Source organism: Allomuricauda sp. ARW1Y1 (assembly GCF_013407935.1).
Taxonomy (GTDB): domain Bacteria; phylum Bacteroidota; class Bacteroidia; order Flavobacteriales; family Flavobacteriaceae; genus Flagellimonas.
In genome coordinates this window covers 220,258-236,724 of record NZ_JACBZU010000004.1, presented here as the reverse complement: position 1 = coordinate 236,724, position 16,467 = coordinate 220,258, and the positions used below count along the sequence as shown (strand labels likewise).

Here is a 16,467-nt window from a genome sequence, read left to right as displayed (position 1 = left end):
GGCACTTGACCAATGAAAAACTATTTGTAGCTTTTTGTGTTTGCCCGGTTGCCCGGGACTTTTGGGTGATCGGAACACGTCCAATCAAAACAAAGGGGAAGCCAAAGCCTCCCCGATTGTTTTATTTTCTAATATTCAATTCCTTGATCAAGGAACGATATTTTTCAATGTCTTTTTTCTTTAGGTAATCCAAAAGACTACGTCTTTTACCTACCAATGCCACCAAAGAACGCTCGGTGTTGTAATCCTTGTGGTTCCTTTTAAGGTGACCTGTCAAATGGTTGATACGGTGCGTGAACAATGCAATTTGTCCTTCCGTAGAACCGGTATTGCTCTCAGAGCCGCCGTATTTCTTGAAAATTTCGGCTTTTACTTCTTTTGTTAAATACATTCCAATATTTTTTTAAATGATTTTTATGTATTGATTGTCAGTTCCTTTGCGGTGCTCAGGTTGAGCAATCAGCCTGCAAAGATAAACTCTTTTTCCTAATCTACGAATTTTAATGGGAAATTAAACCTTTTCCCAAAGTTTCTATCCAAGAAGCAAACCTATAAATTCAATCAGTATGAAAAAGAGACTAAAATCAATCCATTTAACTGGAATCGCTTCTTTGCTTACGGGTACCTTATTATTGATGTTTGTATCCTGCAGCAAAGATTCCTCAAATGAGGAGGAACTCACCACGGCGGAGGTCATGTCGGCCACAGAGCTACAATTTAGTGACGAAACGGATATGATCACCGAAGAAATTATGAGCATTGCCGAAGATGTATACGCCACGGAAGAGATTGCTGCCACTTCAAAAGGGAATTATAGTTCGGATTATCTGCCGGATTGCGTTACCGTATCGGTTGTTTTGAACCAAGGTATGAGAGAGGTTACCCTAGATTTTGGGGAAGGATGTGAGCTGCCCACCGGAAATTTGGTCAGTGGAAAGGTGAACCTTAGCTATGTCTTGGATTTGGAAGCTGCTTCCAATAGGGTGGAACTGACCCTGGAGGATTTTACGTTTAACGATGTTTTGGTAGAAGGTGATGCCACTATTGTGAGGGTGCGAAGCAATGAAAGCGGAAATCCACAGGGAACGGCCAACGCTACTTTTGTGGCCACATGGCCCAATGGGGATACAGCTTCTTTTACAGGTACCCGGACCCGGGAATGGATTGAAGGATTCGGTACAGGGTTTTGGGGCGATAATGTGTTCCTGATCACTGGAAAGCGCACCTATATCAGTAGGGCAGGGAATGAATTTGTAAAAGAAGTGATTACTCCCTTGCGACGGGAACTGTCTTGTCGATTTATTGTAAGTGGCGTTTTGGATATTTCTCGTTTGGGGAATACCGCGCGTCTCGATTTTGGTGATGGTAGTTGCGATGCCAAAGGTACGCTTACTAATGCTGATGGCACCGAAGAGGAAGTGTATCTACGACGGTTTAGGAAATAATTCTCAAGTAAAAGGTACTCGACTGCCTGCCCGTCCGGCCGGCGGCGCTCGAACCGACAGTAAATGAAAAAGCCCCGATTTCGGGGCTTTTATTATTCTCTTATGGGTTGATTCGTGATCAAATCTATGTACAGATTGATTTTTTTCTTCAAATCGCGTCGATGTGTGATAAAATCCAAGAAACCATGTTCTTTCAAAAATTCCGCAGTTTGGAAACCTTCGGGAAGGTCTTTTCCTGTGGTGTCTTTTACCACTCTGGGCCCTGCAAAGCCTATCAAGGCACCTGGTTCGGCAATGTTGATGTCACCAAGCATGGCGTAGGACGCCGTGGTTCCCCCCGTTGTAGGGTCGGTGCACAAAGAAATATATGGAATCTTGGCTTCGGCCAATTGTGCCAGCTTTGCAGAGGTCTTGGCCAACTGCATCAAGGATAGGGCAGCTTCCATCATACGGGCGCCTCCTGATTTGGAAATCATTACAAAAGGAATCTTTTTCCTCTTCGCCACATCTATGGCCCTTGATATTTTTTCGCCGACAACGCTACCCATGGAGCCACCAATAAAGGCGAAGTCCATACAGGCGACCACAATATCCTTTCCTTGGGATTTGCCTACTGCTGTCCTTACGGCATCTTTGAGGCCCGTTTTTTTCTGGGCGGCCTGCAAACGGTCCGAGTATTTTTTGGTATCCACAAACTTCAAGGGGTCCTTGGAAGTCATTTTGGTATCCAGCTCACGGAACTTGTTATCGTCAAAAAGAATCTCAAAGTATTCTTTACTGCCTATTCGAACATGGTAATCATCCTCTGGACTTACATAAAAGTTTTTGGCCAAATCTTCGGCCTCCACAATCTTACCGGTAGGGGATTTGTACCACAGCCCTTTTGGGGTGTCTTTCTTCTCCTCCGTAGCGGTCTGTATTCCTTTTTCCTTTCTTTTAAACCAAGACGACATGCAATCAATATTTAATTAAACAAAGGATTATAGGGTGTTCACGTTGTTCAAATCTTCAAAAGCCTTTTTTAAGCGGGCAATAAAGGTTTTTTCACCTTCACGAAGCCAAACACGTGGGTCGTAGTACTTTTTGTTGGGTTGGTCTTCACCCTCTGGGTTTCCAATTTGGGCTTGTAGGTAATCTGCTTTTCCTTGGATATAGTCCCGAACACCTTCCAAAAATGCGTATTGTAGATCGGTGTCGATATTCATTTTGATGACCCCATAACCAATGGCTTCGCGGATTTCCTCCACTGTGGAACCGGAACCTCCGTGGAATACAAAGTCGATATGATTGTGCTCTACTCCGTACTTTTCTGTAATGAACTCTTGGGAGTTTTTCAAGATTTTTGGTGTCAATTTTACGTTTCCAGGTTTGTATACCCCGTGAACGTTACCAAATGCAGCTGCTATGGTAAATCTATGGCTTACTTTGGAAAGTTCCTCATAAGCGTAGGCTACTTCTTCGGGCTGGGTGTATAATTTGGAATCGTCCACATCCGTATTATCCACGCCATCTTCTTCTCCTCCAGTGATTCCCAATTCAATCTCCAAAGTCATATCCATTTTGCTCATGCGCTCAAGATACTTTTTGCAGATTTCAATATTTTCCTCGAGCGGTTCTTCGGAAAGGTCGATCATATGCGAACTGAACAAGGATTTTCCAGTTTCTTTATAATGTTGCTCGCTAGCGTCCAAAAGCCCATCGATCCAAGGCAACAGTTTCTTGGCACAGTGGTCGGTATGAAGAATCACGGTAGCTCCATAAGCCTTGGCCAATTGGTGTACATGTTTTGCTCCTGCAACGGCTCCCAAAATGGCAGCTTGTTGGTTTTCGTTGGAAAGTCCTTTACCAGCATTGAATTGGGCCCCTCCATTGGAAAATTGAATGATTACGGGAGAGTTTAGTGTGGCAGCGGTTTCCATGACGGCATTGATACTGTCCGATCCGATCACATTAACGGCCGGAAGTGCATATCCGTTGGCTTTGGCATGGTTGAAAATTGCTTGTACTTCATCCCCGGTAGCAACGCCGGGCTTTATATTGTGGGACATAGTTTAAATTGGTTTCGAATTAAATAGGAAACAAAAGTAATAAAATATTTGCTCTAGAAGGGATAATTGATCCCGATGTTAAAGACCGCTCTTTTAAAGTTGTACCCATCGAACCAACGATCCGAACCCTCTCTGGCGGGATTGTAGGTTTTGAATCCTACATCCAACCTGAATACAAAATAGGTAAAGTCGTACCGCAAGCCCAATCCCGTACCCAGTGCAATATCGGCCAATGAGGAGAATCCGCTGAAAATGGCTTCTGGGTTGTTCTCGTTATCGAATACGTTCCAAATATTCCCAGCATCGGCAAAAAGGGCACCTTTTACGTCTCCGGCAATGGGGAATCGATATTCCAGATTTAAGGCAAGTTTTAGGTTGGCTTCGTTAAAGTCGTTGATGTTGTTGGTTCTACCCGGGCCCAATTCGTAGGCATTCCATGCACGGTTGTCGTTGGAGCCACCGGCAAAGTAACTTCGTACAAAGGGAATATTGTCTGCATTGCCGTAGGGAATCGCAATTCCGGAGAAACTTCGAAAAGCGATGACCTGACCGCCTCCAATGCTCCAATGGCGAATGTAATCGAATTCTGTTTTTACATATTGGGAAAAGGGTACACCGAAAACAAGGTTTTGGCCTTGGTCGTTTTGGTTGTAGGGAATCACATTGGTGAGCAGGGAAAGCATAGCGCCCGCACTTTCCAGTTTGATGCGATATTGGTAAAAATCCAAATCGTTGATTCCGGATTTGCTGTTTTTGGTATGGGTAAAGTTACTGGCAAAAATGAGGTTGTTTTCCGTTAGTCGTCTACGTCTTTCGGCAATGCTGTTCACTTGCTCAAAATCGTCGTTGCTCACTGGGATTTCACCCTCCAGCACACGACGCACAAAATCATTGGCACCTCTTGGAATGTTCAATCGGGGATCCTCGCCCTCTTCATCCACGGGATTGAACAAATCCGCATACTTAGGGTCGTCCTGAAAGGCATCGGCGATGTCGTCCAAATTGGAAAATGTATTCCGGTAGACGTTGAAAAAATTGTTTGGGTTCACATTGCGCACAAACTCAACGTTTATCAATTCTATATTGTTCTTTAATCGTTCTGTGGGAGACCAGTTGAACGACAAGACGGAGTTAAGGGACTGTTTGTCCAGACCAATGTTCTTTTGAAAATTGGTACCGGCCGATAGTCGGCTCTGTGGCAGCATGTAGTATGGAATAATCCTCTCGGTGTTGAAGGGCAGCCAGATCCTTGGGAATGTAATATTGATGTCACCACCAAGTTCGGAGGTAAAGGTTTCGTTGGACAAGGATGCGTCGCTCAAAAGACCAATGGAACCGCGAGCGGAGACATTCAAGGTTTCCGCACCGCCAAATACATTTCTGGTAATTACACCGGCGCTAAATGCAGTTCCCACCCTTTGAATGTTCGAATGGGTTACGTCAAAATTGAGGTTTAACGAGTATTTGGGTTTGGCAGCTAGGTAAATATTCGATTCCAAATGGGTGTGTGTGGAATCGGGTATAAACTCAACGTTCGGATACTTAAAGGTATTGAGGTTCGTAATCTGCCTGTAGGTACGAATACGGTCCAAATCCCTGTAGATACTATCTTTTTCAAAGAAAACGGCATCGGTAAGTGCTTTTGGCCTGTACTTTAATTTTCCTTTATAGTAAATGTTGTAATTCTCGTACTCCACTTTTTGCAAGGTGTCCGTGCCGCCACCAATATCGTAATCCGCATAAATGTTGATTTCTTTATGTCGTGCCACTTTATAGGGCATGCTGGTGTCGGTGCTGTCGTTGGTACTTCGAAATTTTTTGATGTTCAACTGTACATCCATCAATTGGTCGTCCGCAGCGAGGGTGGTATCCCGTAAAATATTGTAGTTGATGGAGCTTTCCTGAAAATTGTAGACTCCCGAATTCCGGAAAAGATTGGTCAACCGCTCCCGTTCCAAGGTGAATTTTTCCAAATCAAATTGTTCTCCCTGTTTCACAAGGCTACTACGCTCGGCATTTTTATAAATGGAATCCAACTCGGGCGAGGTGATGTTTTTTTGAATGGTGTCCACTATATAGGGCTTGTTCAGTGTCACACGATACTCGATTTGTGCCTTTCTACTGTTTTTTCCGGGGATGATTTCGTATTCCCCTGAGTTGTTGAAGTATCCCTTGGTATTGTAGTACGCCTCTAACTTACTGACAGATTTGTTTGTTTTTGAAGTGTCGATAATCGCCGGAGGTTCCCCGATACGTTTGAGAAATTCGCTCGCGCCCTTTACCATGAAGGATTCCCTCAGGCGGTTTACCTGCTTTTCGGAGAGCAGATTGTTCAGGCGTTTTTCCCTTTTTTCTTTTCGGTTCAGCCAATCTTCAAAGGAAGAGTCGGGATTTTCTTTGGCAAGGTTATAGAGGTTCAGCTTTAAAGGGTACCCCAGTACGCTGCTGTTGGGTTTTTGGGTGATAAGACCTTTTATTTCGCTGCTGGTCACTTTTTCGTCATCGACCAGAATGGTGTTTTTGGTGAGCAATAGTTCATCCTCCCCAACCTTTTTTAAGGTATTGCAACCCAAAATGCTTAGCAAAAGCAACAATAATCCTATTTTTGCCCAGTTGCACGATACACCAAAACCACTCATAGACGCCAAAAATACACGATTTAGATGGTTACAAAAAACCAAATTAAACTAGTTGTAAGCTTGAAGCAAAAAAAGTACCGATCTCAACACGGTCTTTTTGTAGTGGAAGGCGAAAAGGTGGTTCGGGAACTGATGGAGGCCACTGTAAAGCCCTTTGCGCTCTTTGTTGACGATTCAACCCTTTTGAAAAAGTTTGAAGATGCGGAGTTGGTTTCGCCCCAAGTGTTGAAACAAATGAGCAGTTTGACCCATCCCAGCGGTATTTTGGGTGTTTTTCACATGATGGAGCTCAGGGATAAAACCAAAGCGGATTGGACTGTGGTGTTGGACGCGGTTAGAGACCCGGGGAATTTGGGCACTATCATCCGATTGTGCGATTGGTTCGGTATAGATGAATTGGTGTGCTCTAAGGATACCGTAGATTGCTACAATCCCAAAGTGCTGCAGGCCACCATGGGTTCCATTGCACGGGTTTCCGTTACCTATACCAATATTGCTGACTATCTGAGTGAATCGGAACGTCCGATTTATGGCGCCTATATGGACGGAGCCTCTGTTTATCGCACTAATTTGGGTGAAAATGGCATTTTGGTTATGGGCAATGAGGCCAACGGAATTTCAGAGGAAATCGGCAAGTTGATTACTGAGCGGATATCGATTCCGCAGTTTGGTGGGGCCACCACCGAAAGTTTGAACGTCGCCACCGCAACGGCCATCCTATTGAACGAAATCCGAAGAGGATAAGTTATTCAAAGGTAAAATTGATAAAAATGCCCCTTGTTCGCATGGCTGCTATGTTTCCGGTCCATGGGCTGTTTGGGTCATTGTCGGGAACCAGTTCATCCGTTAGCGCAAAAACGCCACGAATGGATGGGGTAAATTTGAAATATTCAGTGTAGAGATCAATCCCGAATCCCAGTTCATACCCATACACATTCTGTTTCATACGGAATTGCCCCGTGCTGTTATCGTCCAAGCTGTCCTCATTGCTCCCAAGATTGATGGACGTGTACACCCCAGCTGTGATGAATGGTTTCCAGTTTCCGATTCTCCGGGTGCTGGCCTTGATCAACAGTGGAAATCGAATGTAGGTAGACCGTACCTCGCGAATGGCATCCGCTTGATTAGTAAAACCGGGAAAACCCAAAGTTCGGGCTGTGTACAGTAGACCCGGTTCAAAACGGGCATCCAAAAACTCGTTGATTCGCAGTTCACCAATCAACCCCACATTGAAACCAAAACTCTTATCCACCAAAATATCCCTTCCTATGTCTTCTTTGTATTCAAACTGGAAATCGTATTGGTTAAAACCGAGATAGTACCCCCAATTAAGGAACTTTTTGTCCTCGTTCTGAAGGTTCAATATTGGATCGCCTCCAAACTGGGCTTGGGCCATTGGGCATGATAGTACAATCAGTCCAAAGAAAATCAGGAGATTTTTCATCAATCTATTTTGAAGCAACATAAATGGATGCTACACCCATTGTCTGTGGTTTGTTCTCTACTCCTATAAACCCAATTTTCCTCAAAATATTGTTGAAAGCCTCCCCATGTGGAAAAACAGACGCCGATTCGCTCAAATAGGTGTAGGCCGATCTGTCCTTGGAGAATAGTTTGCCAATGGAGGGCATAATATGTTTGGTGTAGATGTTGTATCCTTGTTTAAATGGAGTTTTTGTGGGAACGGAGGTTTCCAATACCACAAAATGTCCTTTTGGCTTGAGTACCCTGTAAATCTCTTCCAGTCCTTTTTCCAGGTCCTCGAAATTACGTACCCCAAAGGCAACGGTAATGGCGTCAAAGGAGTTGTCCTCAAAAGGCAGGTTCTCGCTATCGCCCACCACCATTTCAATGGTGCTGTCCAGTTTTTTATGGGCCACTTTGTGTTTTCCTACTTCCAACATCCCGGGGGATAGGTCGAGGCCCACAATTTTTTCGGCCCCTGTTTTGGCCATGGCAATGGCCAGGTCCCCGGTGCCCGTTGCGATATCCAAGATGGAGTTGGGGGATTTATCCTTTAAAAAGGCCACGATGCGCTTACGCCATTTAACATCTGTTCCAAAGGAAATTACGCGGTTCAGACCATCGTAGCTTCCCGAAATATTATCGAACATTTGCCTTACCTGCTCTTTTTTACCAAGCTCCGATTCTTTGTACGGGGTTACCTTTTTCGACATTACTTCAATTTGATCGCAAATATACAACTTAGGTTAGGGGATGAAGACAAAAATATTTGTGTAATTTTGCCCCCTGACGGAATTTATTTTCCCGTAGTTGTTTAAAAGTATGGACTTTACGTTGGGCGTACCAATCCTTGCACAAGTTGTATGGTGCAAATTGAACTTATTTAAGAACACATCCTATTCTAATCCATGAGAATCATTATTGCAGGTGCTGGTGAAGTGGGATTTCATTTGGCAAAATTAATGTCTTACGAAGCGCAGGAAATTACCCTGATCGATACCGATAAGGAACGACTGTCCTATGCGGATAACCATTTGGACATTCGGGTGCTTCGCGGCGATGCGACCTCTATCCAGGTTTTGCAGGATGCCCAAGTGGACGGTTCGGACCTTGTGATCGGGGTTACGGCATCGGAGACCACCAATTTGACCTTGTGTGTTCTTGCGAAGCAGTTGGGTTGTAAGCGGACCATGGCGCGTATATCCAATACCGAGTTTATGGACAACCGGGAACTGATCAAGTTTGAGCAGCTGGGCATCGATGAACTGATTTCTCCCGAGCGACTTGCCGCCATGGAAATCCAGTTGATGCTCAATCAGTCCGCTTTTAACGATACCTACCAATTCGAAGAAGGTCTGTTGACCATGTTTGGGGTAATTCTGCCCAAAACCGCGCCTTTTGTTGGTAAAATGGTCAAGGAAGCCGCACGAATTTTCCCGGAACTCAATTTTATGCCCATCGCCTTGCAGCGTACGGGTACCCAATTCACTTTGATCCCGCGGGGTGATACCGTCTTCAAAGAAGGCGATCAGGTGTATTTTATTACTTCTGACAAAGGGGTAGAGGAGTTGTACAAACTTTCAGGGATGCAAAAACAGGACATCAAAAATGTGATGATCTTGGGAGGAAGCAAAGTTGGTTTTAAAACGGCACGCGACCTTTGCAACAAAAGATTCAACGTAAAATTGATTGAAAAGAACAAGGAAAAGGCCTTTGATATTGCCGACGAACTACCGCATGCCTTGGTTATAAACGGAGACGGACGGAACGTGGAACTCCTGGAAGAGGAGAACCTCGAATCCATGGATGCCTTTATTGCGGTAACGGGGAACTCCGAAACCAATATTATGTCCTGCTTGGTGGCCAAGAACAAAAAGATCAAGAAGACCATCGCCTTGGTGGAAAATATGGATTACTTTCAGTTGTCCCACTCTATTGGAGTTGACACCTTGATCAATAAAAAGCTCCTTGCCGCCAATAGTATTTTCAGATACATCCGTAAGGGCGAGGTATTGGCCTTGACCCGGTTGAACAATTTAAATGCCGAGATTTTGGAGTTTGAGGTGAAAGCTACCTCCTTGGTGAACGGAGAGATTATCCGAGAGTTGAATTTTCCCAGAGAGGCCAGTATAGGTGGGGTTATCAGAAATGGAGAAGGGATAATTGCCCTTGGTGATTTTAGGATCATGGAAGGGGACAAGGTTGTGGTCTGCTGCTTGCCCAAAGCCATTCCACGGATAGAAAAGCTGTTCCTCTAATGAAGCTCAATACACAGATCATTATCCATATTATGGGGCTATTGCTGCTTTGCAATGGTTCCTTTATGCTTTTGGCAGCCTTGACGAGCGGTATCTACAAAGACGGCGTTACCATGGATATTATGCTTGCCGCCATTGTTACCATGCTTTTTGGAATCATGGCCATGTTCTACACCCGTGGTCATAAAAAAGAGGTCAAAAGGAAGGAAGGGTACATTGTTGTGACCTTCGGATGGATCATCATGTCTATATCGGGAACCCTGCCCTACCTATTTTCCGGGGCCATACCTTCCATTACCGACGCTTTTTTTGAGACCATGTCGGGCTATACCACAACGGGAGCTTCTATTCTGGATGATATTGAGGCCCTGCCCGAAGGCATCTTGCTCTGGCGAAGCCTTACGCACTGGATCGGGGGAATGGGGATCATCGTTCTGGCCATTGCCATATTGCCGTTGCTCGGTATTGGAGGAATGCAGTTGTTTGCCGCTGAAGCGCCTGGTCCGGGCGGTGACAAGCTCCACCCTAGGATTACCGATACCGCAAAGCGTCTGTGGCTGATTTATTTTGGTTACACCGTATTGGAAAGTTTATTGCTCAAATTTGCGGGAATGTCCTTTTTTGATGCCATCAACCATGCCTTGGCAACCATGTCCACCGGAGGTTTTTCTACCAAAAATGCCAGTTTGGCCTATTGGAACGACCAACCCTTGATTCAGTATATCGTTATTCTGTTTATGTTTTTGGCAGGAAGTAATTTTGTACTTAGTTATTTTGCGCTCACGGGTCGCGGACAGCGTATTTTAAGGGATGAGGAATTCAAATATTATTTTGGGTTTATCGTGATATTTACACTGATTGTTGCTTTGGGCGTTTACTTCAAAGCAGATGTTCCGGTTTCCGATTTTCACCCCATGATTTTTGGTGAAGCCGAAAGTGCCTTTAGGCATAGTCTTTTTCAAGTGATAGCGGTTATTACCACCACGGGTTTTGTCTCGGCAGATTTTACCTCGTGGACCCCTTTTTTAACGGTTTTCTTTTTCGGTTTGATGTTCCTCGGAGGGTCTGCGGGCTCCACGGCAGGGGGAATCAAGGTGATGCGCCACTTGCTCATCATTAAAAATGGAATTTTGGAGTTTAAGCGTACCCTCCATCCCAACGCCGTGATTCCTGTTCGATACAATCAAAAGACGGTAACAGAGCATATTGTCTATAATGTAATCGCCTTTTTCGTACTCTATATGTTGCTGTTTATTATCGGGTCGTTGGTGCTTGGTTTTCTGGGATTGGACTTTGTTTCTGCCGTGGGTGGTTCTGCCTCCTCCCTGGGTAATGTAGGTCCTGCTTTGGGTAGCTTGAACCCGGTGAGCAACTATAACAGTCTTCCGGCAGCTGGAAAATGGTGGTGTGGCTTCTTAATGCTCTTGGGCCGATTGGAACTCTTTACGGTGCTGATTGTCCTAACCCCTTATTTCTGGAAAAAGACCTAAGTTCATCGAACCCTTTCAAAAACAATCGTTTTTAATTTGATGCACTGTGTTAATCAAAAAGGATAACAACGGATGGCATTGAACCACAAGTCAATGTATCAAAGTTGAAATTCGGGGAAGAATTTACCCACTACGGAAAGGTCAGCCCTATGTTGAGGCCCCTTTCCACCTTGCCGTTAAAATAGCTTTGGGCATATCCTACACGTAAAAACCGGAATTTTTTAATGCCTAAATTTCCCAATGCAATGCCAAACTCAGTGTAGGGCGTATTTCCTTCGGTGGCCAATAGCTTGCCTGAAAAAATTAAATGGGCATTCAGTTTGCGCAATAGGGGTAGTTTGTTCATGAACCAACCCTTGAAATTATGCTCAACATGCCCTTCAAAATAGCTTTGATTGGTGCTTAAGTTGTAATAGGGCAGTAGAAAAAAGGAATCCATATAGCTTCTTACGGTGACGTGGGATTCGTTGCCATTGAAATGTTGATAATCCACAAATGAAATATTGTCGGCATTCAAAAAGCTGCCTACTCTAAAATTGTAGGCAAAACGTCCCTTATCGGCAATGTTAAAGGCTTGGAACAAGCCGGCTTTGAACTGGTGGAAGTGGTTGTCGCTGTTGTTGGACAAAAAACCGTTTTCATAGCCCAGCGTGAGCGTCGGATACCGTTCGTTGGGGATATTGACTTTTTCGTTGGGATAGCTCAGGTACTTTTGGCCAAACCTGATACGGAACCCCAAATCCATCCGCACCAAGGTATGGTCCACAATGCCAGCATTATTGGTGTCGGTGGGGTCCAGAGGGTTGTTGGACGAAAAATCAGCAAGGTTGGAACTAAATGGGGTGCTCGATACAGTATTGAAGAGCGGCTTGCGGTCTTCGTAGGCAACCAATATATTTCCTCGAATCCCATTGGTCAACTCTATGGAATGGAAGACCTCCGTAAAGGTACGGTCGTAGAATTTGGCGAAGTTATTTTCAAAGAAAAGTGTGGCAATGGTGTTGCCTATCGGAGTGATGGGCTCTTCTCCATTGAACTGAACCGCCTCTGTGCCCGCCCTGAACCTTAGATAGGGCCTGGAGAACTTATTGAAACGGTACGACATGGAAAAAGTGGGCCTTAAACGTTTGTCGGACTGCCCATAATTAAGGGCTCCGCCAAGGCTAAATCGGCTGCCTTTTTCCTCATTTAATTTTATATAATCCAGCGTTAGCGAGCCATGCCATCCTTGCACCGTGTTGAAGGACAGATTCTGAATTGGTGACCCCGCCACATAATAGGTTTCATTGAAGGTATCGCTGTAGGTATAGCCCAAAAATAGGTTTGACCATTTAAATCGATTGCCCTTCGCATCTATCGAATCCAAATATTGTTCGGATTTCCGGATAACTTGAATGCTATCCTTTTTGAGATAATCCTTTTTTTCCTCCTGTGTCAATGGAACAGGGCGTAGACTTGACCAGTATAGTGAGTCTTTTTTATTGGCGTTTTCCTCAAAATCCAAGATTTTATTGGTAAAGTCTGATTTGGTCAAATTGGGCTCAAGGTCATAATCCTTATAGGCTGCTGTAAATCGACCATCACCTTTAAAACCCAAAATGGAGTATTTAAAATCCAGACTTTGCAATACTTTGAGCCATAACTTTTGTTTTGGGGAGTAATTGAAACGTTGTTTCAGAAAAAAAGTATCCACAGGAATAATCTGCGCTTGCTGTCCAGTAGTTTGAAGGTCGGCAGCGTAAATGGACCAGTCGTTTTCAACAATGTAGATGGTACCACTAAAGGTCTTGTCCTGCTCCCGCTTTGGTGTGATTTCGATTTGGTTGATCAGGATATTTCCATCATCATAAAAGGTGCCTACCAACTCATAGTTGTAGTAATTAAAGGCATTTTCAGCTATGGGAGATACCAACTGGGTGGCACCTCCGAGTGAAAAGGAGTTGTCGTATAGGGAGAAATCAACATCGGAGGCCGCGTTGAAACTAAATCCATTGTCGTCTCCTGCCACCTTGGAGGCTACAATGGTCTCGGTAAAATCTTTGTCTTTTTTTGCAATATTGGAAACAGTTTCGGAAAGATATACGATACCCGTTCGTGTAGAATCCAGTCCTCCTCCAAAATCTCCCAAATCCTGACCTAGGATTCGTTCGGGAGCACCCTCGATGCGGATCAATCCTTTGGAATAGAAACTTGCGGTATAGTTGGCCAACTGTTCTTTAATGTCAGCTCTTTTTTCAATGGCTTTTTGAATGATGTAATTGGCGGGATTTTCTTTGGCATTCACTTCAATCCCGCTCAATTGTACACTCTCCTCTTGGAGTACCATGTTCAATTCAACGCTGTTCTGATTGGCTGCTAGGGTTCTCTTTTCTGTCTTGTAGCCCAAGTATTTAAAAACGATGGTTTGCTCTTGACCGGAAGAGAAAGGCAATTGATACGTTCCGGCATCATTGGTAGTGGTTCCATTAAGAGTACCTTCGATATAGATATTGACAAAGGGAAGAGGCTCTTGTTCCGAGTTGGTAACCTTTCCAAAGACTTGTGCTCCGCAGTCGATGCTCATCAGCATCAAAAACAATGAAAGTATAATTTTATGGTACATAGCAGTTGATACTAAACCTATGAGTTAAGTGACACGGTTATTTGGGGAACATCCCTGTTCAGAGTAAATATAGCAAAGGTCAAGGAGAAGGAATCATAATAAAAACCCAATCGTTTTATTTTAAGGATATGCAGTAGAAATTATGGTCTGAATTGTATCCAAAAAAAAACCCTAGCCAAAGCTAAGGTCCTTTAATTGGTATTTATATTCTCAATTAGCTCAAGGCGTCTTTGATACGCTTAATGGCTTCTTTCAATTCATTTTCTGATGCTGCGTAGGAAATACGGATGCAATTTGGATTTCCGAACGCCTCACCTGTAACGGTGGCCACATTGGCGTGTTCCAACAAATAGAGCGAAAAATCCGAGGCATTGTTGATATCAACACCGTTCAAGCTTTTTCCAAAGAATGCGGAAATATCTGGGAATACATAAAATGCTCCTTCTGGCACGTTTAGGTTGAACCCATCAATTTCTCCCAAGAGCTGAAGCACAAGGTCCCTTCTTTCATGGAACTTGTCAATCATGTATTTGATTTTGCTTACCGGAGCTTCCAATGCTGTGATAACTGCACGTTGGGCAATGGCATTTGCGCCACTGGTCACTTGTCCCTGTAATTTGGTACATCCTTTGGCAATCCATTCGGGAGCTCCAATGTACCCGATCCTCCAGCCCGTCATGGCAAAGGCTTTGGATACGCCGTTCACGGTCACCGTTCTGTCATACATGCCATCAATCCCGGCTATGCTTACGTGTCCGCCAGCAAAATTGATGTGTTCGTAAATTTCGTCGGAGACCACATAAATGTTTGGATACTTTTTAAGTACCTCGGCCAAACCTTCCAATTCTTCCTTGCTGTACACTGAGCCGCTGGGGTTGCAGGGCGAGCTGAACCAGAGCATTTTTGTTTTGGGGGTGATGGCCGCTTCCAATTGCTCGGGCGTCATTTTAAAATCGGTATCGATTTGGGTAAGGACTTCCACTGGAACGCCTTCGGCCAATTTTACGATATCGCTATAGCTTACCCAGTAGGGTGCAGGCAATATCACCTCGTCCCCTGGATTCAGAACCACCATGGCCACATTGAACAGCGATTGCTTTGCTCCTGTGGAAACCACGATTTGGTTAGGCTTATAATCAAGATTATTATCTCTTTTGAACTTATTGGAAATGGCGGTCTTTAGCTCCGCATATCCATCTACTGGTGTGTAGCTGCTATAATTCTCGTCGATGGCCTGTTTGGCGGCATCCTTGATAAAATCGGGAATGTTGAAATCGGGTTCCCCCAAGCTCAAGCCGATAATATCCTTTCCTTCATTTCGTAATTCCCGTGCTTTGGCGGCCATGGCCAAAGTTGCTGACGTGGACATGTTCTTGATCCTGTCAGATAGATGGTTGCTCATTAGTGCTTCTTTTTACTGGTACTGAACGGCTGGATTTTTGCCCAGCTCCTTCAGATGTTTGAAGTGCGAAATTATAGCTTTTCTGGTAGTTTTGTACTCGTGGTATGGCAAATTGAATTCCCGTGCCGTTTGTTTCACAATTTTGGAAATATTTGTGTAATGGATGTGGCTGATGTTCGGGAAGATGTGATGCTCCACCTGATGGTTCAATCCGCCGGTAAACCAGTTTACGATACGGTTTTTGGTGCCAAAATTCACGGTGGTAAACAATTGGTGGATGGCCCAAGTGTTTTTCATGTTTCCGGCTTCATCGGGAAGCGGTGTGTCCGCATGATCCACAATGTGTGCCAATTGGAAAACAACGCTTAGGATAACTCCTGCCACATAGTGCATGATAAAGAATCCAAGAAGTACCTGCCACCAGGCAATGTCTACAAAAATCAATGGTAGCACGATCCAAATGGTTATGTAAATCACTTTTGTTATGACCAAAGTACTCCAGTTGATGACTGGATTGGGCAGTTTACCATAGCTCAATTTCCGTTTCATGTAACGGTACATCTGTTGGAAATCTGTGGTGATTGCCCAGTTAAAGGTCAATAGACCATAAAGCAAAATGGAATAGTAGTGTTGAAATTTGTGGTGCTTTCTCCATTCGGCATGCTTGGAGAACCTTAAGATCCTTCCTGCTTCCATGTCCTCATCGTGTTCATGGATGTTGGTGTAGGTGTGGTGCAGCACATTATGCTGTACTTGCCAGTTGTAGACGTTTCCGGCCAAAATGTAAATGCTGCTGCCCATGAGCTTGTTTACCCATTTTTTGTTGGAGTAGGCTCCGTGATTACCATCGTGCATCACGTTCATTCCCACTCCGGCCATTCCCACGCCCATGGTTATGGAAAGTAACAAATAGCCCCAAAAGGGTAAATCCAGGGTCAACATTAAAAAATAGGGGGTCAAAAAAATGGCGAACATCACTATCGTTTTCAAGTGAAGTTTCCAGTTCCCGGTTTTCTTGAGGTTATTTTCTTTGAAGTATTCGTTCACTCTTTTGTTCAATGTTCTGAAAAATTGTGCGGAATCCTTTCGTGAAAACCGGATGGTATTCGTATTCATAAA

General features: G+C 44.3%; 13 protein-coding genes. 4 read left to right on the top strand and 9 right to left on the bottom strand.

The features are described from left to right. Positions 1 to 121 precede the first annotated feature (121 nt). Positions 122 to 391, bottom strand: coding sequence for a 30S ribosomal protein S15 (gene rpsO / locus GGE08_RS12315; RefSeq protein WP_179385189.1), 270 nt, complete (start codon positions 389 to 391; stop codon positions 122 to 124). A gap of 175 nt (positions 392 to 566) precedes the next feature. On the opposite strand from rpsO, the gene GGE08_RS12310 reads away from it, so the two are divergent. After that, a complete protein-coding gene (locus GGE08_RS12310) occupies positions 567 to 1,445 on the top strand; it encodes a hypothetical protein (protein WP_179385188.1) in 879 nt (292 codons plus the stop codon). 92 nt (positions 1,446 to 1,537) lie between these two features. Here the strand turns inward: GGE08_RS12310 and accD are convergent, their stop codons facing one another. Genes accD through GGE08_RS12295 form a run of 3 tightly spaced genes read right to left on the bottom strand, consistent with a single transcriptional unit; the run spans position 1,538 to position 6,132 of the window. Then, positions 1,538 to 2,398 (bottom strand): acetyl-CoA carboxylase, carboxyltransferase subunit beta, encoded by an 861-nt coding sequence (gene accD / locus GGE08_RS12305; protein WP_179385187.1) that lies wholly within the window; start codon positions 2,396 to 2,398, stop codon positions 1,538 to 1,540. A gap of 27 nt (positions 2,399 to 2,425) precedes the next feature. Next, positions 2,426 to 3,493 carry a class II fructose-bisphosphate aldolase gene (fbaA, locus tag GGE08_RS12300; RefSeq protein WP_179385186.1) on the bottom strand — a complete coding sequence of 356 codons (1,068 nt, stop codon included), beginning with the start codon at positions 3,491 to 3,493 and terminating at the stop codon, positions 2,426 to 2,428. A 53-nt stretch (positions 3,494 to 3,546) separates the two neighbouring features. Further along, positions 3,547 to 6,132, bottom strand: coding sequence for a BamA/TamA family outer membrane protein (locus GGE08_RS12295; protein WP_179385314.1), 2,586 nt, complete (start codon positions 6,130 to 6,132; stop codon positions 3,547 to 3,549). A 60-nt stretch (positions 6,133 to 6,192) separates the two neighbouring features. Here GGE08_RS12295 and GGE08_RS12290 point away from each other — a divergent pair, with 60 nt between their 5' ends. After that, complete coding sequence (locus GGE08_RS12290) at positions 6,193 to 6,876, top strand: RNA methyltransferase (RefSeq protein WP_306456994.1); 684 nt, start codon at positions 6,193 to 6,195, stop codon at positions 6,874 to 6,876. Position 6,877: 1 nt separating this feature from the next. Here GGE08_RS12290 and GGE08_RS12285 read toward each other — a convergent pair whose 3' ends face one another. Further along, positions 6,878 to 7,576 (bottom strand): porin family protein, encoded by a 699-nt coding sequence (locus GGE08_RS12285; RefSeq protein WP_179385184.1) that lies wholly within the window; start codon positions 7,574 to 7,576, stop codon positions 6,878 to 6,880. Between the two features lie 4 nt (positions 7,577 to 7,580). Continuing rightward, positions 7,581 to 8,309: a bifunctional demethylmenaquinone methyltransferase/2-methoxy-6-polyprenyl-1,4-benzoquinol methylase UbiE gene (gene ubiE / locus GGE08_RS12280; protein WP_179385183.1), complete on the bottom strand. Its 729-nt coding sequence runs from the start codon at positions 8,307 to 8,309 to the stop codon at positions 7,581 to 7,583. A 195-nt stretch (positions 8,310 to 8,504) separates the two neighbouring features. Here ubiE and trkA point away from each other — a divergent pair, with 195 nt between their 5' ends. Both trkA and GGE08_RS12270 read left to right on the top strand, forming a co-directional pair. Continuing rightward, positions 8,505 to 9,854 (top strand): Trk system potassium transporter TrkA, encoded by a 1,350-nt coding sequence (trkA, locus tag GGE08_RS12275; protein WP_179385182.1) that lies wholly within the window; start codon positions 8,505 to 8,507, stop codon positions 9,852 to 9,854. Further along, on the top strand, positions 9,854 to 11,344 hold the full coding sequence (locus GGE08_RS12270; protein WP_179385181.1) for a TrkH family potassium uptake protein: 1,491 nt from the start codon (positions 9,854 to 9,856) through the stop codon (positions 11,342 to 11,344). Before trkA ends, GGE08_RS12270 begins: the two co-directional genes overlap by 1 nt. Before the next feature lie 130 nt (positions 11,345 to 11,474). Here GGE08_RS12270 and GGE08_RS12265 read toward each other — a convergent pair whose 3' ends face one another. The 3 genes from GGE08_RS12265 to GGE08_RS12255 all read right to left on the bottom strand — a co-directional run bounded on the left by GGE08_RS12265 (position 11,475) and on the right by GGE08_RS12255 (position 16,464). After that, positions 11,475 to 13,946, bottom strand: a complete 2,472-nt coding sequence (locus tag GGE08_RS12265; RefSeq protein WP_179385180.1) for a DUF5686 and carboxypeptidase regulatory-like domain-containing protein — start codon at positions 13,944 to 13,946, stop codon at positions 11,475 to 11,477. 214 nt (positions 13,947 to 14,160) lie between these two features. Next, the gene (locus GGE08_RS12260) at positions 14,161 to 15,348 is read right to left on the bottom strand and encodes a pyridoxal phosphate-dependent aminotransferase (protein WP_179385179.1); all 1,188 of its coding nucleotides are present in this window, start codon (positions 15,346 to 15,348) and stop codon (positions 14,161 to 14,163) included. A 12-nt stretch (positions 15,349 to 15,360) separates the two neighbouring features. After that, entirely contained in the window at positions 15,361 to 16,464 is a 1,104-nt protein-coding gene (locus GGE08_RS12255) for a fatty acid desaturase family protein (protein ID WP_179385178.1), read from the bottom strand. Between the last annotated feature and the right edge of the window lie 3 nt (positions 16,465 to 16,467).

What these genes read in the sequence shown, in the direction of transcription:
- GGE08_RS12295 (WP_179385314.1), bottom strand. Translation starts at nt 6,132, where the DNA reads ATGAGTGGTTTTGGTGTATCGTGCAACTGGGCAAAAATAGGATTATTG.
- GGE08_RS12270 (WP_179385181.1), top strand. Translation starts at nt 9,854, where the DNA reads ATGAAGCTCAATACACAGATCATTATCCATATTATGGGGCTATTGCTG.
- GGE08_RS12255 (WP_179385178.1), bottom strand. Translation starts at nt 16,464, where the DNA reads ATGAATACGAATACCATCCGGTTTTCACGAAAGGATTCCGCACAATTT.
- accD (WP_179385187.1), bottom strand. Translation starts at nt 2,398, where the DNA reads ATGTCGTCTTGGTTTAAAAGAAAGGAAAAAGGAATACAGACCGCTACG.
- ubiE (WP_179385183.1), bottom strand. Translation starts at nt 8,309, where the DNA reads ATGTCGAAAAAGGTAACCCCGTACAAAGAATCGGAGCTTGGTAAAAAA.
- GGE08_RS12310 (WP_179385188.1), top strand. Translation starts at nt 567, where the DNA reads ATGAAAAAGAGACTAAAATCAATCCATTTAACTGGAATCGCTTCTTTG.
- GGE08_RS12265 (WP_179385180.1), bottom strand. Translation starts at nt 13,946, where the DNA reads ATGTACCATAAAATTATACTTTCATTGTTTTTGATGCTGATGAGCATC.
- fbaA (WP_179385186.1), bottom strand. Translation starts at nt 3,493, where the DNA reads ATGTCCCACAATATAAAGCCCGGCGTTGCTACCGGGGATGAAGTACAA.
- GGE08_RS12260 (WP_179385179.1), bottom strand. Translation starts at nt 15,348, where the DNA reads ATGAGCAACCATCTATCTGACAGGATCAAGAACATGTCCACGTCAGCA.
- trkA (WP_179385182.1), top strand. Translation starts at nt 8,505, where the DNA reads ATGAGAATCATTATTGCAGGTGCTGGTGAAGTGGGATTTCATTTGGCA.
- rpsO (WP_179385189.1), bottom strand. Translation starts at nt 391, where the DNA reads ATGTATTTAACAAAAGAAGTAAAAGCCGAAATTTTCAAGAAATACGGC.
- GGE08_RS12285 (WP_179385184.1), bottom strand. Translation starts at nt 7,576, where the DNA reads ATGAAAAATCTCCTGATTTTCTTTGGACTGATTGTACTATCATGCCCA.